General features: G+C 70.0%; 19 protein-coding genes. 7 read left to right on the top strand and 12 right to left on the bottom strand.

The genetic code is table 11. From position 1 onward, the window contains the following. Positions 1-13 precede the first annotated feature (13 nt). The 6 genes from trxB to AB0O21_RS00380 all read right to left on the bottom strand — a co-directional run bounded on the left by trxB (position 14) and on the right by AB0O21_RS00380 (position 9,098). Complete coding sequence (trxB, locus tag AB0O21_RS00405; protein WP_365164367.1) at positions 14-973, bottom strand: thioredoxin-disulfide reductase; 960 nt, start codon at positions 971-973, stop codon at positions 14-16. 123 nt (positions 974-1,096) lie between these two features. Next, a complete protein-coding gene (locus AB0O21_RS00400) occupies positions 1,097-2,068 on the bottom strand; it encodes a hypothetical protein (protein ID WP_365164364.1) in 972 nt (323 codons plus the stop codon). Next, on the bottom strand, positions 2,065-2,766 hold the full coding sequence (sigM, locus tag AB0O21_RS00395; protein WP_365164361.1) for an RNA polymerase sigma factor SigM: 702 nt from the start codon (positions 2,764-2,766) through the stop codon (positions 2,065-2,067). The genes AB0O21_RS00400 and sigM overlap by 4 nt, the downstream gene beginning before the upstream one ends. Before the next feature lie 13 nt (positions 2,767-2,779). Then, on the bottom strand, positions 2,780-4,504 hold the full coding sequence (locus tag AB0O21_RS00390; RefSeq protein ID WP_365164359.1) for a protein kinase family protein: 1,725 nt from the start codon (positions 4,502-4,504) through the stop codon (positions 2,780-2,782). A gap of 117 nt (positions 4,505-4,621) precedes the next feature. Next, entirely contained in the window at positions 4,622-6,796 is a 2,175-nt protein-coding gene (gene murJ / locus AB0O21_RS00385) for a murein biosynthesis integral membrane protein MurJ (protein WP_365164357.1), read from the bottom strand. 46 nt (positions 6,797-6,842) lie between these two features. After that, positions 6,843-9,098 carry a DUF6049 family protein gene (locus AB0O21_RS00380; protein ID WP_365164355.1) on the bottom strand — a complete coding sequence of 752 codons (2,256 nt, stop codon included), beginning with the start codon at positions 9,096-9,098 and terminating at the stop codon, positions 6,843-6,845. Positions 9,099-9,284: 186 nt separating this feature from the next. Between AB0O21_RS00380 and AB0O21_RS00375 the strand changes: the two genes are divergently transcribed. After that, positions 9,285-10,727 (top strand): CCA tRNA nucleotidyltransferase, encoded by a 1,443-nt coding sequence (locus AB0O21_RS00375; RefSeq protein ID WP_365164353.1) that lies wholly within the window; start codon positions 9,285-9,287, stop codon positions 10,725-10,727. A gap of 45 nt (positions 10,728-10,772) precedes the next feature. Here the strand turns inward: AB0O21_RS00375 and AB0O21_RS00370 are convergent, their stop codons facing one another. From AB0O21_RS00370 to AB0O21_RS00360, 3 genes are all read right to left on the bottom strand, one after another. Next, positions 10,773-12,041 carry an MFS transporter gene (locus AB0O21_RS00370; protein WP_365164351.1) on the bottom strand — a complete coding sequence of 423 codons (1,269 nt, stop codon included), beginning with the start codon at positions 12,039-12,041 and terminating at the stop codon, positions 10,773-10,775. Between the two features lie 106 nt (positions 12,042-12,147). After that, on the bottom strand, positions 12,148-13,230 hold the full coding sequence (locus AB0O21_RS00365; RefSeq protein WP_189737960.1) for an inositol-3-phosphate synthase: 1,083 nt from the start codon (positions 13,228-13,230) through the stop codon (positions 12,148-12,150). A 49-nt stretch (positions 13,231-13,279) separates the two neighbouring features. Next, the gene (locus tag AB0O21_RS00360) at positions 13,280-13,882 is read right to left on the bottom strand and encodes a PadR family transcriptional regulator (protein WP_069921079.1); all 603 of its coding nucleotides are present in this window, start codon (positions 13,880-13,882) and stop codon (positions 13,280-13,282) included. Between the two features lie 424 nt (positions 13,883-14,306). Here AB0O21_RS00360 and AB0O21_RS00355 point away from each other — a divergent pair, with 424 nt between their 5' ends. Both AB0O21_RS00355 and AB0O21_RS00350 read left to right on the top strand, forming a co-directional pair. Further along, positions 14,307-16,739 (top strand): transglycosylase domain-containing protein, encoded by a 2,433-nt coding sequence (locus tag AB0O21_RS00355; protein WP_365164349.1) that lies wholly within the window; start codon positions 14,307-14,309, stop codon positions 16,737-16,739. Between the two features lie 98 nt (positions 16,740-16,837). After that, positions 16,838-18,298 (top strand): glycosyltransferase 87 family protein, encoded by a 1,461-nt coding sequence (locus AB0O21_RS00350; protein ID WP_365164347.1) that lies wholly within the window; start codon positions 16,838-16,840, stop codon positions 18,296-18,298. 36 nt (positions 18,299-18,334) lie between these two features. Here AB0O21_RS00350 and AB0O21_RS00345 read toward each other — a convergent pair whose 3' ends face one another. The 3 genes from AB0O21_RS00345 to AB0O21_RS00335 all read right to left on the bottom strand — a co-directional run bounded on the left by AB0O21_RS00345 (position 18,335) and on the right by AB0O21_RS00335 (position 20,977). Then, positions 18,335-19,366, bottom strand: a complete 1,032-nt coding sequence (locus AB0O21_RS00345; RefSeq protein WP_365164345.1) for an alanine racemase — start codon at positions 19,364-19,366, stop codon at positions 18,335-18,337. Between the two features lie 37 nt (positions 19,367-19,403). Beyond that, on the bottom strand, positions 19,404-20,522 hold the full coding sequence (locus AB0O21_RS00340) for a peptidoglycan bridge formation glycyltransferase FemA/FemB family protein (protein ID WP_365164343.1): 1,119 nt from the start codon (positions 20,520-20,522) through the stop codon (positions 19,404-19,406). 140 nt (positions 20,523-20,662) lie between these two features. Further along, positions 20,663-20,977 carry a hypothetical protein gene (locus AB0O21_RS00335; protein ID WP_365164341.1) on the bottom strand — a complete coding sequence of 105 codons (315 nt, stop codon included), beginning with the start codon at positions 20,975-20,977 and terminating at the stop codon, positions 20,663-20,665. A 249-nt stretch (positions 20,978-21,226) separates the two neighbouring features. On the opposite strand from AB0O21_RS00335, the gene rpsF reads away from it, so the two are divergent. The 4 genes from rpsF to rplI all read left to right on the top strand — a co-directional run bounded on the left by rpsF (position 21,227) and on the right by rplI (position 22,931). Further along, positions 21,227-21,517: a 30S ribosomal protein S6 gene (rpsF, locus tag AB0O21_RS00330; protein WP_015034882.1), complete on the top strand. Its 291-nt coding sequence runs from the start codon at positions 21,227-21,229 to the stop codon at positions 21,515-21,517. 72 nt (positions 21,518-21,589) lie between these two features. Next, positions 21,590-22,186, top strand: coding sequence for a single-stranded DNA-binding protein (locus AB0O21_RS00325; RefSeq protein WP_365164339.1), 597 nt, complete (start codon positions 21,590-21,592; stop codon positions 22,184-22,186). A 43-nt stretch (positions 22,187-22,229) separates the two neighbouring features. Continuing rightward, on the top strand, positions 22,230-22,466 hold the full coding sequence (rpsR, locus tag AB0O21_RS00320; RefSeq protein WP_005315025.1) for a 30S ribosomal protein S18: 237 nt from the start codon (positions 22,230-22,232) through the stop codon (positions 22,464-22,466). Between the two features lie 18 nt (positions 22,467-22,484). Continuing rightward, positions 22,485-22,931 carry a 50S ribosomal protein L9 gene (rplI, locus tag AB0O21_RS00315; protein ID WP_365164337.1) on the top strand — a complete coding sequence of 149 codons (447 nt, stop codon included), beginning with the start codon at positions 22,485-22,487 and terminating at the stop codon, positions 22,929-22,931. Positions 22,932-22,981 lie beyond the last annotated feature (50 nt).

The raw sequence follows: 22,981 nt of genomic DNA, 5'->3' as shown, positions 1-22,981 counted from the left end.
GGCTGGTGAGTGGTCAGACGGTCGCGTGGGCCTTCTCGGCGTCCGCGAGGGCGGCGAGGAAGCGCTCGGCGTCGAGGGCGGCGGAGCAGCCGGTGCCCGCGGCGGTGATGGCCTGACGGTAGGTGTGGTCCACGACGTCGCCGGCGCCGAAGACGCCCGTGACGCTGGTGCGGGTGGAGGGGGCGTCGACCTTGAGGTAGCCCTCCTCGTCGAGCTTCAGCTGGTCCTTGAACAGCTCGGTGCGCGGGTCGTGGCCGACGGCGATGAAGAGGCCGGTCACGGGCAGCTGGCTGGTCTCACCGGTCTTGGTGTTGCGCAGGGTCAGACCGGAGAGCTTCTGCTCGCCGTGGATCTCGGAGACCTCGCTGTCCCAGGCGAACGAGATCTTCGGGTCGGCGAAGGCGCGGTCCTGCATGGCCTTCGAGGCGCGCAGGCTGTCGCGGCGGTGGACGATCGTCACGGACTTGGCGAACCGGGAGAGGAAGGTCGCTTCCTCGATCGCGGTGTCGCCGCCGCCGACGACGGCGATGTCCTGGTCCTTGAAGAAGAATCCGTCGCAGGTGGCGCACCAGGAGACGCCGCGTCCGGAGAGGGCGTCCTCGTTGGGCAGGCCGAGCTTGCGGTGCTGGGAGCCGGTGGTGACGATGACGGCCTTGGCGCGGTGCACGGTGCCGGACGAGTCGGTGACGCTCTTGATGTCACCGGTGAGGTCGACGGTGACGACGTCCTCGGCGATCAGCTCGGCGCCGAAGCGCTCGGCCTGGCCGCGCATGTTGTCCATGAGGTCCGGCCCCATGATGCCGTCCTGGAAACCGGGGAAGTTCTCCACCTCGGTGGTGTTCATCAGGGCGCCACCGGCGGTGACGGAGCCTTCGAAGACCAGCGGCTTGAGCGAAGCGCGTGCGGTGTACAGGGCGGCTGTGTAACCGGCCGGCCCGGAGCCGATGATGATCACGTTTCGTACGTCGCTCACGGGTTTCTTCCTCGTCTCTGCGGACTGCGTGCTGCCTACCGGGGGCCGGTGCGGACTCTCACCCCACCCAACGGATCCTACGGCGCCTGCATTCCCCGCCTGTCCCCTGCCGACCTGAATGGGTCAGCTTCGGGGGTAGGTGCGGGTCAGGAGGAGCTTTCCGGTGGGCGAGCCGGTGGTCTCGCAGGCCGTGTCGACGAGGTAGGCGTCGACGTTCGCGGGGTCGCCGGGGTGGGGCAGGACGAGGAGGTAGACCGGGATGCCCTGGTAGCTGCCGCGTTGGGCGGCGAGCGGGGCGTCGGTGCGGTCGGTGGCCTGGTGGACGCAGGCGGGGACGGAGGCCGGTGCGTGGCGGTCGCCGTGGGCGAGCTCTGCGGTGGGAGGGCTGTTCTCCTCGGCCCCGAAGCTGTTGTTCTGCTCCTCCGGGACGGTCCTGGAGCTCGGCACGGGGAGCAGGAGGAGGCGGTGGACGCTGTCCTGGAGGCCCTGGGCCGTGTACGTGCCGGTGGAGGTGCCGCTGTCGGCGCTGGAGGTACCGGTGCGGGCGGCGGTGTCGTGGGGCGGGGGGCCGGAGATCTCGCCGAAGAGGAAGATTCCGAGGGCGCAGGCCGCGGCGGTGGCCAGGCCGGTGATGACCGCGATCCGGCGGCGGGCGCGGCGCCGCCCGGGGCCGGTTGCGCCGACCGGGTGACCGGCGGGTCGGGCGCCGGATGTTTCACGTGAAACATCGGCGGCGGCGTCGGCGGCGGCGTTGGCGGCGCGGGGCCGGGTCTTCGGTGCGGTGGTGCTGTCCTGGTCGCCGCTGTGCCTGTCCGCGACCTGGTGCGTGGTGGCGTCGAGGAGTGCCTCGGCGGCGAGGGCCGCGTCGATGCGGCCGGCGATGTCCACGGGCATCCGGGCCGGTCCGGGGAGGGTGCCGAGGAGGGCGCGGATCTCGTCGAGGGAGGCGCGGACGTCGGCGCACAGCGCGCAGTCGTCGAGGTGGCCGCGGATTTCGGCGGTGCGCGACGGGGAGAGGAGTCCTTCGGTGAGGTCGGAGATCTCCGAGACGTCCGGGTGCCGGATCGTGCCGGTCCTGCCGGTTGTGGGGCTCACGGTCGTCCACCTCCGCCCTTCACTGGGTCTGCGTCTGGGTTGTGCTGCCGGGGTTCTGTCGCTGGTGGGACGGGACTCCCCGGCGTCCGGTTCCTTCCCCCCTCGGCGGTGGTGTTATCCCCGGCATTCGTGCGCAGATGAGTGAGCATCGGGACGAGTTTCGCGCGGCCGCGTGCGCACCGGCTTTTCACGGTGCCGGTGGGCACGTCGAGGACGTGGGCGGCTTCGGCGACGGAGTATCCCTGCATGTCGACGAGGACGAGCGCGGCCCGTTGTTCGGCCGGGAGGGTGCTGAGGGCGGCCAGGAGCTGGCGATGGAGGTCCTGGCGCTCCGCGGGTGCCTCGGCGGACTCGTGGGGCTCCAGGAGGCGCTCCAGGCGGTCCGTGTCGTCGAGGGGTGCGGTTCTGCGGGAGGCGGCCTTGCGGGCGCGGTCGAGGCAGGCGTTGACGGTGATGCGGTGGAGCCAGGTGGTGACGGCGGACTCCCCGCGGAAGGTGTGGGCGGCGCGGTAGGCGGAGACCAGGGCGTCCTGCACGGCGTCGGCGGCCTCCTCCCGGTCCCCGAGGGTGCGCAGGGCCACGGCCCACAGCCGGTCCCGGTGCCTGCGGACGAGCTCACCGAAAGCATCGGGATCGCCGGCGGCGTGCAGCGCCAGGAGCTCCTGGTCGCTGCCGCCTTCGGTGGTTCCTTCTCGCATCACGCCCCCGTGGTCAGGAATCCGGGCCGAGCACCTTGATCTCGTTGATCCCGCCGCGGTAGCCGCCAGCGCCGTCGGAGGGCAGCTCGGTGATGTGGATCAGTACGAAACGGGTACGGACCGGGGTCTCGATCGTGCCCTGGAGTTTCCTCTCGGTGCGCTCCAGCTTGGTGATCGCCTGCGAGAAGTCGGACAGGGAGCGCGGAGAGGACGCCTCGGGGGCTGCCGCGCGGACCTCGATGGTCTGTCCGGGCACGTTGAGGTCTATGTCGATCCCGGACACGTTCTGGACCTTGCCCAGGTCGACGATGATGCCGCTGCCGTCGGCGCGCTCGTCCAGGTTGCCGAAGTTGGCGAAGGTCAAGTACTGGGGGGTGATCCAGGCGGTCGAGTCGTTGCCGTCCACAGTCTTGGGGACGTCCTTCGGCTTCGTCGCCTCCCCGTGCGGAGTGAATTCGGAAACGTTCTTGATCTGTAGCGGCTTGCCCGGGTCAGGCTTCGGCGGGGTGTCGTCGGAGTCGTTCTGCGTGGGGGTGCTGCCGGTGCTGCCCTGGTTGCCGCGCAGGAGGGTGTCCGCGAGCTGCCAGCTGCCCAGGCCGAGGGCGGCGATGAGCAGGGCGGCGACGCCCCACTTCAGGGCGCGGCCGGTGCGGCTCTGGAGCGGGGGCGGCGGGGGTGCGACGGCCAGGTTCTGGGCGGTGGACACGCCTGCGGGGCCGGGCCGGCCGTAGCTGCCCTGCTGGTAGGTGGTGTGCTGGTACTCGGGCGGGGCGGTGAAGGCGGGCTCCGGGGGCCGGATGCGGGGCATCGCGGCGACGGCCTTGGCCAGCTCCTCGGGGGTGGTGCAGGCGGGTTCCTGGCGGGAGGCGGTGGCGCCGTCGTTGGCGAGGGCGCGCATGGCGAGCTCGCCCAGGCCCCGGTGGACTCCGGCGCGCACCTGGTCGGGGGCGATCAGGCCGACGCCCTTGGGCAGGCCGGTGAGGCCGTAGGCGTCGTTCTCGTACGGCCAGCGCTGCGTCAGGGCGGCGTACAGGAGCGCGCCGATGGCCTCGGTGTCGGCGCGCTGCGGGGTCTCGCTGGTGATGCCGCGCAGGGCGGCGTTCACGGCGAGGCCGCGGATGCGGTACTGGCCGGTGGAGGTGCGCAGTATGGCGCTGGGCGTCAGGCGCAGGTGGGCGAGGCCTTCGCGGTGCGCGGCGGTCATGGCCTGGGAGACCTGGTGGACGAGCTGGTAGGCCTCGTGGGGTTCCAGGGGGCCGGCGGCGAGGATCGCGGTGAGTTCGGTGGCGTCGGGGAGCCACTCGTGGACGACGTAGACGAGGTCGTTCTCTTCCACGGCGTCGAGGACCTGGACGAACCGGGGGTCGCCGAGCAGGGCGGAGGAGCGGGCGGCGGCGAGGACGGAGCGGGCCCGGGGGTGGTCGGCGGGGAGCAGGTGGACTCCCACGGCGCGGCGCAGCTTCTCGTCCATCGCACGCCAGCTGCTGAATCCGTCCACACGGGTGACGCACTCTTCGAGCCGGTAGCGTCTGGCGAGCTTGTGGCCGCTGTGGAGTTCGGGTGCGGCCGCGGGGGCCGCGCTGCTGCGTTCGCCGTCCTTTTCGGGCATGGGTCCGTCCGCGGCTTGTCCGTTCTGGGTGTCTACCCCGTCGGCCGTGGCCTGTGCCGCCTGAGCGGCGAGCGGCTCGTCGCCGCTGTTGTCGGCCACGTCGACGGCAGCCGTGCTACGTTCCGCCACCGTCGTTCCCGCCTCCCCATCCGTTGCGCGCTGTCGGCCAGTCTGCGAAGCCATGCCAATTGTGCCCACAGTCCGACGCTATGCACGACACACGAAGGGGGGTGACGGTTGTGCGCATCAGCGCCCCAAACGCCCGCGGACCATTCCGACCATCGCGTTGAGTTCTTCGATCCGCATCCGCTTGGCGGCGAGGAGGAAGACGGCGGCCAGGGCGATCCCGCCGGCGATGAGGGCTGCGGCGGAGCCGCCGACTCCGCTGCCGAGCGCCTGGGTGATGCCGTAGGCGACGGCTCCCGCCACCGCGGCGGCGGGGACGCAGGCGCCGGTCAGGCGGGCGTAGGTGCGGGCGACGTGGGCGCCGTCGAGGTCGCCGCCGAGGCGGGTCTTCAGGCGGCGCCAGGCGACGCCGACGCCGACGGCGTAGCCGAGGCCGTAGGCGGCGGCCATGCCGACGACGGCCCAGCGGGCGGGGAGGACGAAGAAGGAGGCCGCGGAGCCTGCCGCGTTGACGGCGGCGACGATGACCGTGTTGTAGAAGGGCGTGCGGGTGTCCTCGTAGGCGTAGAAGCCGCGCAGGACGACGTACTGGACGGAGTAGGGGATCAGTCCGAGGCCGAAGGCCATCAGGACGTAGCCGATGTTCTGTGCGCCGGCGCCGGAGCCGGCGTAGAGCAGGGTGGCCATGGGGACGCCGAGGGCGAGGAACGCGAAGGCGCAGGGGACGATCGCCACGGCGGAGGTGCGCAGGCCGTAGGAGATGTCGTCGCGGACGGCGGCGGCGTCGCCGTCGTGGGCGGAGCGGGAGATGCGGGGCAGGACGGCCGTCATGACGGAGACGGTGATGATGGCCTGCGGCATCTGCCACAGCAGCAGCGCGTAGTTGTAGGCGGTGATGCCGGTGCCGGGGTGGCCCTGCTTCTCGGCGACGGATCCGGCCCAGGTGGCGAGCTGGGTGACGACGACGAGGCCGATCTGGTTGGCGAGGACGAAGAAGAACGTCCACTTGGCCAGGCGGGCGGCCTTGCCGAGGCCGTGGCCCTTCCAGTCGAAGCGCAGGCGCGGCTTGAAGCCGGCGTCGCGCAGGTAGGGCAGCATCGCGAGGGCCTGGACGGTGAGGCCCAGCAGGGTGCCCAGGCCCAGCAGGCGGACGCCTTCGGGGGTGACGGTGGTGGCGTTGACGCCGGAGGTGGTGAAGCCGCCGAAGGCCCAGATGAAGGCGCCGAAGGTGGCGATGACCACGATGTTGTTGAGGACCGGGGTCCACATCATCGCGCCGAAGCGGCCGCGGGCGTTGAGGATCTGGCCGAGGACCACGTGGACGCCCATGAAGAACATGGTGGGCAGGCAGTAGCGGGCGAAGGCGACCGCGACGTCCATCTGGGCGGGGTCGGAAGCGATCTTCGGCGACATCATCGTGATGAAGACCGGAGCGGCCAGGACGCAGATGGTGGTGATGGCGGCCAGCAGGACCACGACGAGGGTCAGCAGCCGGTTGGCGTAGGCCTCCCCCCCGTCGTTGTCGTTCTTCATGGCCCGCACGAGCTGCGGGATGAAGACCGCGTTGAGGGCGCCGCCGCCGACCAGCACGTAGATCATCGTGGGCAGCGTGTTGGCGATCTGGTACGTGTCGTTGAAGGTGCCGACGCCGATGGCACCGGCGATGACCAGGGTCCGCAGGAAGCCGGTGATGCGGGAGACGATCGTGCCGGCGGCCATGAGGGCGCTGGACTTGAGGAGTCCGGCGGCGCGGCCGGCGGGCTTGGCGGGTGCCGGTGCGGCGACCGGGGCGTCCTCGGCGGGGGTCCGGGGGGCCGCTTCCTGGTCGCGGTAGAGGTGCGCGAAGGCGTCGGGCTCGGACTGTTCGTCGGCGGCCTTGGTGACGAGGGAGTCCACGCCGACGAACTGGGTGGTGGTGGCGTGGTCGCCGTACGGCAGGTGGCGGGAGGGGCCGTCCGGCTCGGGCGGCGGGGTCTGGGCCCACACGCGCGGGTCGGGCGAGTACGAGGGCGCGGTCGGCGCCGCGTACAGCGGGCCGGGCTCCTGGTAGGTGCCGGGCGGCGGCGGGGGGTGCGCGGCGCGGTCGTAGAGGACCTCGGCGACCGGGTCCTGGGCGGACAGGTCCTGCGCCCGGTACGGGTCGTTGTCGTAGGCGTCCTGGACATACGGGTCACGGTCCGGCGCGGGCGCAGGCGCGGGAACCTGCCCGGGCACCGGGGTGCCCGGGGCAGTGCCCTGGGAGGGCGCGGGCCCGCCAGTGCCCTGCGCGCGGTCACCGTCGTACGGCGCGTTCATCGAAACCCCACCTCATCGTCCCCAGGCCGACCGGCCACGGTATCGCTCAACGGTCCACTGTCTCACCCGTGCCGGACCCGTCGGTGCTTTGCGGTCCGGTGTCCGGGGACTCGTCACTCTGCTGCGTGCTCTCCTCGGCGGCCGTGCGGGCCGCCACGCGCTTGCGGCTCGCGTACATCTTGATGCCTGCCAGGACGAGGAGGAGGACACCGCCGGCGATGACGAGCATGACAGTGGGGGTGATCTCGGTGGCCTCGACCGTGAACTTGCGCGGTTCGCCGTAGGCGACGCCGTCCTTGGTGAAGAGCTGTGCGGTGACCTCGACGGGGCCGCTCGCGGTGGCGTTGGCGGTGAACTTGACGGTCTGGGTGTGGTCGCCCTGGACGCTGACCGGCTGTTCGCTGTCGCTGAACATCAGGCGGGTCGGGTTGGCGGACTTGACCCGCAGGACGAGGTCGTGGACGTCCTGGACGAGGCTGTTCTGGACGCTGACCGGGATGGTGGCGCTGTGTCCGGACAGGGTGGCGTCGGACTTGGGGACGACCTTGACCTTCTGCGTCAGGCCGATCAGGTACTCCTGGACCTGGTCCCGGTAGAGCCGGGCCTCTTCGGGGCGGCCGCGCCAGGAGGTGGACATCTCCCGGTTGGTGGTGTTGCCGAAGGGGATCTCCACGCGTTCGGGCGCGGTGAGGATGACCTTGAACTGGTCGAGGGTCTTCTGGGTGGTGCGGATCTGCTCGAAGGCCGATACCGGCAGTTCCTGCTTGCTCAGGTCCTCGGGGTACTGGCCGGCGCCCGGTACCTGGGTGGTGGCCCCGGGGTCGGGCTTGGCCGCGGCGGCCGCTTCGAGGTCGGAGGGCTGGGTCCAGCGGCCGGCCTGGAGGCCGCGCAGGGCGGCGGCCATCGTCTGGACCTGGCTGACGGTGGGCATCCGCTGCGGGGCGACGACGAGGCTGCGCTGCTCCCCGGTCGGTTGCAGGTTGAGGGCGAGGCTGTCGGCGAGGAAGCGCTGTACGGCGAGCGTGGAGTTCGCGGCGCTCAGCATGTCGCCCTCGAAGGCGGTGGAGAGGTCGGCGTCCGCGACGACGGCAGTGGTGCCGGCGCCGATGGGCCGGGCGGCGGAGGGCGTGTAGCCGAGGGCGCCGCTCTCCTGGAGGCTGTCGCTGCGGGTGAGGACGTTGTGGGCGCCGGCCGAGGTGGCGACGTTCACGATGGAGGGGTCGATGGCGCCGTCCACGGGCCAGGAGAAGTCGGTGGACGCGGGGACGTGCAGGACGGTCTCGACGGCCTGCTTCGCCTTGTCGGTGGCGGGCCGCAGCTGGCCCAGGGTTCCCGAGACGTCCTTGCCGCGGTGGGCGAGGGAGGCGAGGTCCGGGTCCGCGAAGGGCAGGGCGACGACCTTCTTGCCCTGGACCGCGGCTTCCAGGGAGCTCAGCCACTGCTCGGCGACGGCCTTGTTCTTGCCCTGGACGGGCTTGCCGCCCGGGACGCGGACCCGGTAGCCCTTGGCCATCGCGTCGACCGTGGCCAGCAGGTCGGGGTCGATGACCCAGGTGACGGGGAGTTCCTTGCCGAGCGAGACCATCTGGCCCAGGCGGCCGTAGGGCTTGAGCTCTTCGGCGAGGGACTCGTCGAGGAAGACGGGGGTCTGGACGTCGTCCGAGCCGGTCTCGGCGGTCACGTGGGTGGTGGAGATCAGCGGCCATACGTAGGCGAGCTGGGCGCGCGTGCCAGCGGCTTCCGGCTGCCAGGGCAGGAAGGTCCGCTTGATGCCGAGGACCTGCTCGGACGGGCGGCTGTCGGTCACCCCGGACAGGGAGACGCCGAGCTGGTAGACGCCGTCCTTGTCCAGCTCCAGCTTGTTGACCGGGACGGTGAGGGTGAACGGCCGGCCGACCTTCGAGGGCAGTGCGTCGATCTTGACGGCGTAGGCCGAGTCGATCTCGCCGGGGTCGCTGCCCGCCCGGAAGCCGGTGCGCTCCGCGGCGTCGTCGATGGAGGAGCGGTCCGCGAGCGGGGGTCCGACGCGCAGGCCCACGTGAGCGTCGGTGATGGTCTCGGAGCCGTTGTTGACCACGACGCCCTCGATGGTGAGGGTGTCGCCCTTGACCGGGGCGGCGGGGGCCATGGACATGAGCTGGACGTCGACCGAGGAGCCCTGGGCCGCTTCGGCCTTCGTGGCGGGAGAGTAGACCAGGGCGGCGAGCACGGGGGTCCCGGCGAGCAGGACCATCGTGCGCCGCAGCCAGCGGCGCCGGACAGGAGCGGGGGACGCTCCCTGGATGTCTGCCGCCTCTGCCACGCGCTAGCCCGTCCCTCGAAGTGTCAGTGGTCGTCGTCGTTGCGTCCACGCATGGTAACGAGGCCCGCTGTGCGCGAGTGCCGCGCCTTGCTCCACATGATCGGCTCCACCCCGGGCCGCCGGCGTACCGGGGTGGCCGTGAAACGGGGAAGCCCCCGGCGAGCCGGGCACGTACCCTTTTCTGTTGTGCCGAACGCCAATGAAGACAACCCCAGTGCCCTGAGTCAGGTGCAGCGCCGCGCGGTCAGTGAACTGCTGCGGGTCGCCCCTGTCGCCGACGAGCTCGGCCGCCGATTCCAGGAGGCGGGCTTCCGCCTCGCCCTGGTCGGCGGGTCCGTCCGCGACGCGCTGCTCGGGCGTCTCGGCAACGACCTCGACTTCACCACCGATGCCCGCCCCGAGGACGTGCTGAAGATCGTCCGCCCGTGGGCCGACTCGGTGTGGGACGTCGGCATCGCCTTCGGCACGGTCGGGGCGCAGCGGAACGGCTTCCAGATCGAGGTGACGACGTACCGCTCGGAGGCGTACGACCGTACCTCGCGCAAGCCCGAGGTCTCCTACGGCGACTCGATCGAGGAGGACCTGGTCCGGCGTGACTTCACGGTCAACGCCATGGCCCTGGCCCTGCCGGAGCAGGAGTTCATCGACCCGCACGGGGGCCTGGAGGACCTGGCCGCCGGTGTCCTGCGCACCCCCGGTACGCCGGAGGACTCGTTCTCCGACGACCCGCTGCGGATGCTGCGGGCGGCGCGGTTCGCCGCTCAGCTGGACTTCGAGGTCGCCCCGGAGGTCGTGGCGGCGATGGAGGCGATGTCCGACCGGATCGAGATCGTCTCGGCGGAGCGGGTGCAGGGTGAGCTGAACAAGCTGGTGCTGTCCGCCCACCCGCGCAAGGGTCTGGGCCTGCTCGTGGACACGGGGCTGGCCGACCGGGTGCTGCCCGAGCTGCCCGCGCTGCGGCTGGAGAGTGACGAGCACCACCGGCACAAGGACGTCTACGACCACTCGCTGATCGTGCTGGAGCAGGCGATCGCGCTGGAGGAGGACGGTCCGGACCTGGTGCTGCGGCTGGCGGCGCTGCTGCACGACATCGGCAAGCCCCGTACCCGCCGCTTCGAGGTCGACGGCCGGGTCTCCTTCCACCACCACGAGGTGGTGGGCGCGAAGATGACCAAGAAGCGGCTGACGGCTCTGAAGTACTCCAACGACATGGTCAAGGACGTGTCGCGGCTGGTGGAGCTGCACCTGCGGTTCCACGGCTACGGCGACGGGGAGTGGACCGACTCCGCGGTGCGGCGCTACGTCCGTGATGCCGGACCGCTGCTGGAGCGCCTGCACAAGCTGACCCGGTCCGACTGCACGACGCGCAACAAGCGCAAGGCCAACGCGCTCTCCCGTACCTACGACGGGCTGGAGGAGCGGATCGCCCAGCTGAAGGAGCAGGAGGAGCTGGACGCGATCAGGCCCGACCTGGACGGCAACGAGATCATGCAGGTGCTGGACGTCGGTCCCGGTCCGCTGATCGGGAAGGCCTACGCGTTCCTGCTGGAGCTGCGGCTGGAGAACGGCCCGATGGAGCGCGAGGCGGCGATCGCCGCCCTCAAGGAGTGGTGGGCCGCGCAGGCCTGATCCGCGGCGGGCGTGGATGTTTCACGTGAAACATCGTTTCCTGTTTCACGTGAAACGTCGCGCTCGGCGGCTCAGCAGTATCGCGGTCGCCGCGTAGAGGGCGGCCACGGCGAGGATCAGGACCACGGACCGCCCGTCGGCGGGGAGCATCAGCGAGGACACCGCTGCCGCGCCGACGAACGCGACGTTGAACAGCACGTCGTAGACGGAGAAGACACGGCCGCGGTAGTCGTCGTCGACGCGGGACTGGATGACCGTGTCGGTGGCGATCTTGGCTCCCTGGGTGGCGAGGCCGAGGACGAACGCGGCGACCAGCATCGGCCCGAAGGCGAAGGACAGGCCGAGCGCCGGGACCAGGACCGCGGCGGCCGCGGAGCAGGCGGTGATCCAGCCGAGGGTCCCCAGCCGGCCGACCAGCCACGGGGTCACCACCGCGGCCGCGAAGAATCCGGCCGCGGAGGCTCCGACCGCGATGCCCAGCAGCGCCAGCCCGTCGGCCTCGTTGTCCGACCAGGAGTAGCGGCAGAGCATCAGCAGCATGACGGTCAGCGCCCCGTAGCAGAACCGCATCATGGTCATCGCGGTGAGCGCCAGGGCGGCCTCCCCGCGCGAGGCGAGGTGCCGCAGGCCCTCGGTCATGCCCCTGACGGTGAGGGCGACTCCCTCGGCGACGGACGGGTGGGTCGCGCCCGGGGGGTGGTCGGGCCCCAGCAGGCCGATGGCCAGGCGCAGGGAGACGAGCGCCGAGCACAGGTAGAACGCGGCGGCGACCAGGACGACCACGGCGTTGGAGTCGGAGGCCAGCAGCCGGACGAGGAAGGCCAGTCCCCCGCCGGCGGTCGCGGCGAGGGTTCCCGCGGTCGGGGAGAGGGCGTTCGCGGTGACCAGCTGGTCGGAGCCGACGACGTGGGGCAGGGAGGCGGCCAGGCCGGCGAGGACGAAGCGGTTGACCGCGGTCACGGACAGCGCCGAGGCGTAGAACAGCCAGTCGGGGACGTGCGCCACGATCAGCATGCCGGTGACGCAGGCGAGGAAGGCCCGCAGCAGGTTGCCGTAGAGGAAGACCTGCCGGCGCAGCCAGCGGTCGAGCAGCACCCCGGCGAACGGGCCGATCACCGAGTACGGCAGCAGCAGGACGGCCATGGCCGAGGCGATGGCCGCGGGCGAGGTCTGCTTCTCCGGGGAGAAGACCACGTACGTGGCGAGCGCGACCTGGTAGGCGCCGTCCGCTGCCTGGGAGAGCAGTCGTACGGCGAGCAGGTTGCGGAAGTCCCTCAGGCGCAGGAGTACGCGCAGATCACGTACGACAGGCATGAGGGCAAGGGTCACATACGCGGAGGGTCCCCGGGCACATTGCCCGGGGACCCTCCGCGAAGAACTGCCGAAGTCCAGGTGTCCGACAGGACCCCTCGGGGTTCGACTAGCGCTCGACCTCGCCCTTGATGAACTTCTCGACGTTGGCCAGGGCCTCGTCGTCGAAGTACTGCACCGGCGGGGACTTCATGAAGTAGCTGGACGCCGACAGGATCGGGCCGCCGATACCGCGGTCCTTGGCGATCTTCGCGGCGCGCAGGGCGTCGATGATGACACCGGCGGAGTTCGGGGAGTCCCACACCTCGAGCTTGTACTCGAGGTTCAGCGGGACGTCGCCGAAGGCGCGGCCTTCGAGGCGGACGTAGGCCCACTTGCGGTCGTCGAGCCACGCGACGTAGTCGGACGGGCCGATGTGGACGTTCTTCTCGCCGAGCTCACGGTCGGGGATCTGCGAGGTGACGGCCTGCGTCTTGGAGATCTTCTTCGACTCCAGGCGGTCGCGCTCCAGCATGTTCTTGAAGTCCATGTTGCCGCCGACGTTGAGCTGCATGGTGCGCTCAAGACGGACACCGCGGTCCTCGAACAGCTTCGCCATCACGCGGTGCGTGATGGTGGCGCCGACCTGCGACTTGATGTCGTCGCCGACGATCGGGACACCGGCCTCGGTGAACTTGTCGGCCCACTCCTTGGTGCCGGCGATGAAGACCGGGAGGGCGTTGACGAAGGCGACCTTGGCGTCGATGGCGCACTGGGCGTAGAACTTCGCCGCGTCCTCGGAACCGACGGGCAGGTAGCAGATCAGGACGTCGACCTCACGGTCCTTGAGGACCTGGACCACGTCGACCGGAGCCTCGGCGGACTCCTCGATGGTCATGCGGTAGTACTTGCCCAGACCGTCGTAGGTGTGGCCGCGCTGCACGGTCACGCCCGCGTTCGGGACGTCGCAGATCTTGATGGTGTTGTTCTCGCTGGCGCCGATGGCGTCCGAAAGGTCGAGGCCGACCTTCTTCGCGTCGACGTCGAACGCGGCGACGAACTCGATGTCACGCACGTGGTAGTCGCCGAACTGGACGTGCATCAGACCGGGGACCTTGGCCGCCGGGTCGGCGTCCTTGTAGTACTCGACGCCCTGCACCAGCGAGGCGGCGCAGTTGCCCACGCCGACGATGGCTACGCGAACCGAACCCATTCCGGTTGCTCCCTGTTTGTTCTCGGACGAGGTCTGCGAGATGCAGACCTCATTTTTCAGTTTCGTCGGACGGACCGGGTCGTCTGCGATCCCGTCCCGCCCGCTCGCTCTCGATGAGCTCGTTCAGCCAGCGCACTTCGCGCTCCACGGACTCCATGCCGTGCCGCTGCAGCTCGAGCGTGTAGTCGTCCAGGCGCTCCCGGGTGCGGGCCAGGGAGGCGCGCATCTTCTCCAGGCGCTCCTCCAGCCGGCTGCGGCGGCCCTCCAGTACCCGCATGCGCACGTCTCGTTCGGTCTGGCCGAAGAAGGCGAAGCGGGCGGCGAAGGACTCGTCCTCCCAGGTGTCGGGGCCGGTGTGGGAGAGGAGCTCTTCGAAGTGCTCCTTCCCCGCGGCCGTCAACCGATAGACGATCTTGGCGCGGCGCCCTGCGAGTGAAGCGGCGAGCGCGTCTTCCGGGGCGTTGCCCGGCTCTTCGATCAACCAGCCGTTGGCGACCAGCGTCTTGAGGCAGGGGTACAGCGTCCCGTAGCTGAAGGCCCTGAACACCCCAAGCGAGGTGTTGAGCCGCTTGCGCAGCTCGTAGCCGTGCATGGGGGATTCGCGGAGCAGGCCGAGGACGGCGAATTCGAGGATGCCTGAGCGCCTGCTCATCCGCCTGCCTCTCCTCCGACCCTGTGTCTTTATACCGAGCTGATGTATCGGCTCGATACATCCAGACGATAGAACGGGCCGACTCAGTCGACAAGTGGTGGCGTAGTGACCGGCATCACATCACCAATTCGTACGAGGCGAGTTGCCTGTTTTGGGGTGAACTTCGGCACTGGTCAGGTTTTGAGCGTGCGTAGTCTGTGCGCCATGACACCGGGGGAACCGGAATTCATCTGCCGCGTCCAGGCCACTCGCCTGCCCGAGGAGTAGTCGTTCGATGAGCGAGCACCGCCGCAAACCGTCGCAGCCCCAGAGTGGTGGGCGGGCCGCGGCCCGTCGGGCCGCCCAGCAGCGCCCCGGCAGGGGCGCCGGGACGGGACGTGACGTCCCCGCGGCGTCACCCAGCGGCCCCTATACGGAACCCTCCGTGCACGGCAGCCGGTCGGAGGCGCGCCGGGCAGGCCAGAGAGGATCCGGCGGTGGCCGGGGCAGGGGCGCCGCGAAGGCGGCGCGCGGCAGCGGCCTCCCCGACAAGCGGCTGATCAACTACCCGCGGTCGGACCGGGAGGGCTGGAAGCGCTTCCTGCCGTCCTGGAAGCTCGTCGGCGGTACGGCCCTGGGCTGCTTCGCGATCATCACCGCGGGTGCAGGCATCGGCATCGCCATGGTGGACACGCCTGACCCGAACAAGGCGGCCAAGGCGCAGAACAACGTCTTCAACTGGTCCGACGGCACCCAGATGGTGGCCACCGGCGGTTCGATGAACCGGCAGATCGTGCCGATCTCCAGCATCCCCCGGCCCATGAGGGACGCGGTGATCGCCGCGGAGAACGAGTCCTTCGAGACGGACAAGGGCGTCGACCCGATGGGCGTCGCCCGCGCGGTGTGGAACATGGCCACGGGCGGCTCCACCCAGGGCGGCTCGACCATCACGCAGCAGTACGTGAAGAACATGTACCTGGACTCGGACCAGACGATCAAGCGCAAGGTCACCGAGCTCTTCATCGCGATAAAGCTGGGCACCACCGAGGAGAAGGACACCGTCCTCGCCGGCTACCTCAACACCGCCTACTACGGACGGGACGCCTACGGCATCCAGGCCGCCGCCCGCGCCTACTTCGGCAAGGACAGCAAGGACCTGAACGCGTCCGAGTGCGCCTTCCTGGCCTCGGTGCTCAAGGGCCCCAACCTGTACAACCCGGACGGCGGCATCGGCGCGGCCGCCACCCCCCAGCTCAACGAGCAGCGCGCCCGGAAGCGCTGGGCCTGGGTCCTGGACCGCGAGGTCGAGGTGGGCCGGATGGACAAGGCCGAGCGGGCGAAGTACACCGACAAGGACTTCCCCGCCCGCGTCGAGTCGGAGCAGGCCCGCGGCATGACCGGCCAGATCGGCTACCTGGTCGACACCGCCAAGGCGTACGTGATGAAGACCAAGAACATCACAGCCGAGCAGATGGCCCTGGGCGGCTACGAGATCACGACCACCTTCGAGAAGTCGAAGGTCGACGCACTGGCCAAGGCCGTCGAGGACACCCGCAACGGGTTCATCGACGAGAAGAAGCGCCCCGACACCGACACCTTCGTCCAGTTCGGCGCGGCTTCCGTGAACGCCAAGACCGGGGCGCTCGTGGCCCTCTACGGCGGTCCGGGCTGGGACCAGAAGTACTTCAGCAACAACGCCAACACCACCGGTGTGCCGGTCGGCTCGACCTGGAAGCCGTACGTGCTCGCGGCCGCGATGCAGTACGGCACCCAGAACTCCAACGGCAAGGGCATCTCCGCCGACAGCAAGTACCAGGCCAACGACCTCACCGTGATCAACAACCGTGAGGGCAGGCCGCTGCGCGGCCTGGACGGCACCCCGTTCAAGCAGAAGAACGAGAGCCCCACCCCCTACGGGTACGTGACCCTCAACGAGGCGATGGAGAAGTCCATCAACGTCCCGTTCGCCCAGCTCGTCTTCGACGTCGGCCACGACAAGGTCCGCAAGGTGGCCGAGTCCACGGGCCTGCTCCCGGATTCGATGGCCAAGGACAACGACGCCTCCTTCGCGCTCGGCACCTCCACCCCCAGCGCCATCCGCATGGCCGACTCGTACGCCACCTTCGCGGCCTCCGGCACGCACCACGAGCCGTTCTCCGTGATCAAGGTCGAGAAGGACGGCGAGCCGCTGTCCGGCTTCGAGCCGACCAAGGCCCAGCGGGCCATGGACAACGCCGTCGCGGACAACATCACCAAGGTCCTGGAGAACGTCGTCCAGAACGGCACCGCCACCAAGGTCAAGAAGCTGGGCCGGCCCGCCGCGGGCAAGACCGGTACCACGGACGAGAACAAGTCGGCCTGGTTCGTCGGCTACACCCCGGAGCTGTCCACTTCGGTCGTCCTCTTCCGCAGCGACCCCAACTCGAAGGACAAGGCGCTCCAGTCCATGAAGGGCGTCGGCGACATCCCCTCCATCCACGGTGGTGACATCCCGGCCGAGATCTGGACCGAGTACATGAGCGAAGCGGTCAAGGGCACTCCGGTGACGAAGTTCCCCGAGGCCGAGAAGTACGGGGTCACCGCGGACGCCTCCGGGGCCCCCTCCCCCACCCCGTCGGCGCCCGCGTCGCCGTCGCCGTCCCCGTCGATGCAGCCGTCGAACACGCCGTCCGGCCGCCCCTCGCCCTCCAGGAGCGGCAAGCCCTGCAAGCCGTGGGAGCTGTACTGCGACCCGGACCCCACGCCCACCGGAAGCACCTCGGGCGGGCTCATCGGGGGCACCGACGGCGGACCCAGCGGATCGCCGACGTCGACGAGCACCGGCAAGCCGGGCCGCCCGGGCGGCACCACCACCGGAACGCTCACAGCGCCCGAGTGACGGGCCCCGCCCGTCCCGGCAGGTGAACAGAGGAAGGCCGTCGCACCCTGTGCGACGGCCTTCCCCCATGTCCGGCCCGGTACGGCAGGATGACCCCCATGACGAAGGTGCACGAGGAGCCTCCCGTACTGCCCACCCGGCAGGACGAGGTCGCCGCAGCCGGCAGTGAGTTCATCGGCGGCCCGCTGGGCCGCTACGCACGGCTCGGCGGGCACTGGATGGGCCCGGTCCGGGTCGTGGCGCTGCTCGCCATCGGCATGTTCGCGCTCGGCATGGTGCAGAAGCTGCCCTGCTACGACTGGGCGTGGTTCCAGGGGGCGGGCTCGCAGTACACCCACGCCTGCTACTCCGACATCCCGCACCTCTTCGCGGCACGCGGCTTCGCCGACAACCTGACGCCCTACTTCGACCGGCTCCCCGGCGACATGGAGTACCTGGAGTACCCGGTGCTCACCGGGCTCTTCATGGAGGTCGCCTCCTGGCTGACCCCGGGCACCGGCTCCATGCAGCACCGCGAGCAGATGTACTGGATGGTCAACGCGGGCATGCTCATGGCCTGCGCCGCCGTCATCGCGGTGTGCGTGGCCCGCACCCACCGCCGCCGTCCCTGGGACGCCCTGCTCTTCGCCCTCGCGCCGGCCTTCGCCCTCACCGCGACGATCAACTGGGACCTGCTGGCCATCGCCCTGACGGCCGCCGGGATGCTCATGTGGTCCCGCGGGCGGTCGGTGCTCTTCGGCGTCCTCATCGGCTTGGCCACCGCTGCCAAGCTCTACCCCGTCCTGCTCCTCGGAGTGCTCTTCGTGCTCTGCTGGCGGGCCGGGAAGTGGCGGGAGTTCTGCGCCGCGGCCCTCGGTGCGGCCGGCGCCTGGCTCGTGGTCAACCTGCCGGTCATGCTGCTCGCCTGGGACGGCTGGTCGAAGTTCTACAGCTTCAGCCAGGAGCGGCCCATCGACTTCGGCTCCGTGTGGCTGCTGATCTCCCAGCGCTCCGGCAACCCCCTGGACGGCGCCAACACGTACGCGACCGGGCTGACGCTGCTGATGTGCGGGGCCATCGCGCTGCTGACCCTGACGGCCCCCAGGCGCCCCCGCTTCGCGCAGCTGGCCTTCCTCGTCGTCGCCGCCTTCATCCTGGCCAACAAGGTCTACTCGCCCCAGTACGTGCTGTGGCTCATCCCGCTCGCCGCACTGGCCCGCCCCCGCTGGCGGGACTTCCTGATCTGGCAGGCCGGCGAGGTCGTCTACTTCCTCGGGATCTGGTTCTACCTCGCCTACACCACCAGCGGGGACAAGCACCAGGGACTGCCCGTGGAGGGCTACCAGCTGGCGATCACCGCCCACCTGCTGGCCACCCTGTACCTGTGCGCCGTCGTGGTCCGCGACATCCTGCTGCCCGAGCGCGACGTTGTACGCCGGGACGGCGTGGACGACCCCTCGGGCGGCGTCCTGGACGGCGCCGAGGACGTGTTCGTGCTGTCGGACGCCGCGAGGGCGCCGCGGTACGCGGCGCCCTCGGACGGACAGCGGGTCGACTGGGGCACGGGCCCCAAGGACTGAGCGGGACGGACCGGGGCCCACGGGCCCCGGCCCGGCTCAGGCGTCGAGCACCCGGTCGAACTGCGTGGTGGTGTGGCGCAGGTGCGCCACGAGCTCGTCGCCGACCTTCGGCTCGGACGTGTCGGAGGGCACGAACAGGATCGACACCTGCATGTGCGGCGGCTCCGCGAACCAGCGCTGCTTGCCCGCCCACACGAAGGGCGAAAGGTTCCGGTTGACGGTGGCCAGACCGGCCCGGGCGACGCCCTTGGCGCGCGGCATCACGCCGTGCAGTGCCTTGGGGGCCTCCAGGCCCACTCCGTGCGAGGTACCGCCGGCGACCACGACCAGCCAGCCGTCCGAGGCCGCCTTCTGCTGGCGGTAGCCGAAGCGGTCGCCCTTGGCGACGCGGGTGACGTCCAGCACCGAACCCCGGTACTCGGTTGCCTCGTGGTCGCCCAGCCACAGCCGGGTGCCGATCCGGGCCCGGAACCGGGTCTGCGGGAACTGCTGCTGCAGCCGGGCCAGTTCCTCGGCCCGCAGGTGGCTGACGAACATGGTGTGCAGCGGCAGCCGGGCCGCGCGCAGCCGGTCCATCCAGCCGATGACCTCTTCGACCGCGTCCGATCCGTCCGGGCGGTCCAGCGGCAGGTGCAGGGCGAAGCCCTCCAGCCGGACGTCCTCGATGGCCGCGTGCAGCTGGCCCAGGTCCTGCTCGGAGATGCCGTGGCGGCGCATCGAGCTCATGCACTCGATGACCACCCGGGCGCCGACCAGGCCGCGGACGCCGTCCAGCGAGGCCACCGAGCGGATGACCCGGTCCGGCAGCGGCACCGGCTCCTCGCCCCGCCGGAACGGGGTCAGGACCAGCAGGTCGCCGCCGAACCAGTCCTTGATGCTGGCGGCTTCGTACGTGGTGCCGACGGCGAGGATGTCGGCGCCCATCCGGGTCGCCTCCTCGCACAGCCGCTCGTGGCCGAAGCCGTAGCCGTTGCCCTTGCAGACCGGGACCATTCCGGGGAACTGGTCCTGGACCTGCTTCTGGTGCGCACGCCAGCGCGCGGTGTCGACGTAGAGCGTGAGCGCCATGCCCGTCCGGAACCTCTCGTGTGGGGTGGGGGTGGAGTCAGCGGCGCGACATGTAGATGTCGAGCGCCTTGTGCAGCACCTTGTTGAGCGGGAAGTCCCACTCGCCGACGTACTCGACGGCCTCGCCGCCCGTGCCGACCTTGAACTGGATCAGCCCGAACAGGTGGTCGTTCTCGTCCAGCGTGTCAGAAATGCCGCGCAGGTCGTAGACGCTGGCGCCGAGCGCGTAGGAGTCGCGCAGCATGCGCCACTGCATCGCGTTCGAAGGCCGGACCTCGCGCTTGTGGTTGGCGGAGGCGCCGTACGAGTACCAGACGTGCTGGCCGACGGTGAGCATCGTGGCGGCGGCCAGCGGCTCCCCCTCGTGCTTGGCGATGTACAGCCGCATCCGGTTGGGGTCCTCGGAGTTGAGGGCCGTCCACTGGCGCTGGAAGTAGCTGAGCGGGCGCGGGCGGAACTTGTCGCGCTCGGCCGTGATCTCGTACAGGTGCTGCCAGGTCGGCAGGTCGTCGTAGCCGCCCTGGACGACCTCGACGCCGGCCTTCTCGGCCTTCTTGATGTTGCGGCGCCACAGCTGGTTGAAGCCCTTGAGGACATCGTCCAGCGAGCGGTTGGCCAGGGGCACCTGGAAGACGTAGCGCGGCTGGACGTCGCCGAAGCCGGCGCCGCCGTCCTCGGCCTGCTGCCAGCCCATGCGGCGCAGCTTGTCGGACACCTCGAAGGCGCGGGGCTCGATGTGCGAGGCCTCCACGTCGCGCAGCCGCTTGACCTCGGGGTCCTGGATGCCGGCCTTGATGGCGGTGGCGTTCCAGCGGCGGATGACGACGGGCGGGCCCATCTTCACGGTGAAGGCGCCCTGCTGCTTGAGGTGGGCCAGCATCGGCTGGAGCCACTCCTCCAGGTTCGGGGCGTACCAGTTGATGACCGGGCCCTCGGGGAGGTACGCGAGGTACCGCTTCACCTTGGGCAGCTGGCGGTACAACACGAGTGCGGCGCCGACGAGTTCACCGGACTTGTCGAACCAGCCGAGGTTCTCCGAGCGCCACTCGTTCTTGACGTCGGCCCATGCCGGGACCTGGCAGTGGCTAGCCGAAGGCAGGCTCTGGAGATAGGCCAGATGCTGCTCTCGGCTGATGGTGCTCAGGGACAGGCTCATGCGGGGTGTCTCCTCCGGCGGCTTCGCTGGCTATGGCGCGAAGCCTACTGCGACGGGGGCGCCACCCATCTGGGGGACGGGCCGGGCGCCGGCCGGTGCTCGGCCGACGCCCCGTCGCAGGGGTGTCCCGCTCGAGCCGGTCAGCCGCCGAAGAGGCCGCCGTGGAACATGCCGAGGAAGAAGCCGATGGCAGACGCGCCAAGGCCGATGATCAGTGCGAAGCGCTCGCGTGTCGTGACGGAGACGAACTGTCCGTACGCGCCGGTCAGGATTCCGATCAGCCCGGCCCACGAGGTGAGCAGGTGCAGGTCGTGGAAGAACGCCGTGATGAACGCCACGGCTCCGAGGACCAGGGTGGCCGCCATCAGGGTGTCCTGGAGCGGGTGGGGCTTGCCGTCGGTGGAGAAGAGGGAGATCGGCTGGGGCGTGGACTGGGGTCGCATGGCCTGTGCCATCGGAAGGCACCTCCTGGCTTGGCAGAGCGGTGCTGCGGGCCGCCTCCGGCAGGGGCCGGGGGCTTTAGCACCGAGCACACCCGATGGATACAGATTGTGTCCCCTCGGCGCCGGATTTCAACCGGAAGGAGTCGAGCAGGTAGTCTGTACAGCTGCGCGGTGTCTGGTCTCAGACGCCGTGCGCACGCATCACGACCCTCCTGCCACGGAACGACCGTGGCCGCTGAGTCCAAAGGAGGTGGGTTCCACATGCGTCACTACGAAGTGATGGTCATCCTCGACCCCGATCTCGAGGAGCGCGCTGTCTCCCCGCTGATCGAGAACTTCCTCTCCGTCGTCCGTGAGGGCAACGGAAAGGTCGAGAAGGTCGACACCTGGGGCCGTCGTCGTCTCGCTTACGAGATCAAGAAGAAGCCCGAGGGCATCTACTCGGTCATCGACCTCCAGGCCGAGCCTGCGGTCGTCAAGGAGCTCGACCGACAGCTGAACCTGAACGAGTCGGTTCTCCGGACCAAGGTCCTTCGCCCCGAGACCCACTGAACTTCGGTTCAGCGGTAATCGGGATCGAGTAGCACAGCAGCCCAGCAGCAATCCCCGCCGAGAGGTTCATCCATGGCAGGCGAGACCGTCATCACGGTCGTCGGCAATCTCGTCGACGACCCCGAGCTGCGCTTCACCCCCTCGGGTGCGGCGGTCGCGAAGTTCCGTGTCGCGTCCACCCCCCGCACCTTCGACCGTCAGACCAACGAGTGGAAGGACGGCGAGAGCCTGTTCCTGACCTGCTCGGTGTGGCGGCAGGCGGCGGAGAACGTCGCCGAGTCCCTCCAGCGAGGCATGCGCGTCATCGTGCAGGGCCGGCTGAGGCAGCGGTCGTACGAAGACCGTGAGGGTGTCAAGCGCACGGTCTACGAACTGGACGTCGAGGAAGTCGGCCCCAGCCTGAAGAACGCCACGGCCAAGGTCGCCAAGACCACCGGTCGCGGTGGCCAGGGTGGTTACGGCGGCGGCGGTCAGCAGCAGGGTGGCGGCGGCGGCAACTGGGGCGGAGCCCCCGGTGGCGGCCAGCAGCAGGGCGGCGGAGCTCCCTCCGACGACCCGTGGGCGTCCAGCGCGCCGGCCGGTGGCCAGCAGCAGGGCGGCGGCGGGGGTGGCTGGGGCGGAAACTCCGGCAACTCCGGCGGTGGCTACTCGGACGAGCCGCCCTTCTAGGGCAGCTCGCAACCCCACTTCTTGATCACACAGGAGAGACACAATGGCGAAGCCGCCTGTGCGCAAGCCTAAGAAGAAGGTCTGCGCGTTCTGCAAGGACAAGACCGCGTACGTGGACTACAAGGACACGAACATGCTGCGGAAGTTCATTTCCGACCGCGGCAAGATCCGTGCCCGCCGCGTTACCGGCAACTGCACGCAGCACCAGCGTGACGTCGCCACGGCCGTCAAGAACAGCCGTGAGATGGCGCTGCTGCCCTACACGTCCACCGCGCGATAAGGAAAGGGTGACCGACTAATGAAGATCATCCTGACCCACGAGGTCACTGGCCTCGGCACCGCCGGCGATGTCGTCGACGTCAAGGACGGTTACGCTCGCAACTACCTGGTCCCGCGTGGTTTCGCGATCCGCTGGACCAAGGGTGGCGAGAAGGACGTGGCGCAGATCCGCCGCGCCCGCAAGATCCACGAGATCGCGACCATCGAGCAGGCCAACGAGGTCAAGGCCAAGCTCGAGGGCGTCAAGGTCCGTCTGGCCACCCGCGCGGGTGACGCCGGTCGTCTCTTCGGTTCCGTGACCCCGGCCGACATCGCCACGGCGATCGAGGCTTCGGGTGGCCCGAAGGTCGACAAGCGCCGCGTCGAGCTGGGCTCCCCGATCAAGACCCTCGGTTCGTACCAGGTCTCCGTGCGTCTGCACGCCGACGTGGCCGCGAACGTGGGCATCGAGGTCGTCGCCGCCTAAGGGCTGCAACGCGAAGGGCCGCACCCCGCTGGGGTGCGGCCCTTCGCCGT

The sequence above is a fragment of the Streptomyces sp. NPDC091371 genome, assembly GCF_040684275.1.
GTDB lineage: Bacteria > Actinomycetota > Actinomycetes > Streptomycetales > Streptomycetaceae > Streptomyces.
This window is presented reverse-complemented; position numbering and strand designations above follow the sequence as displayed.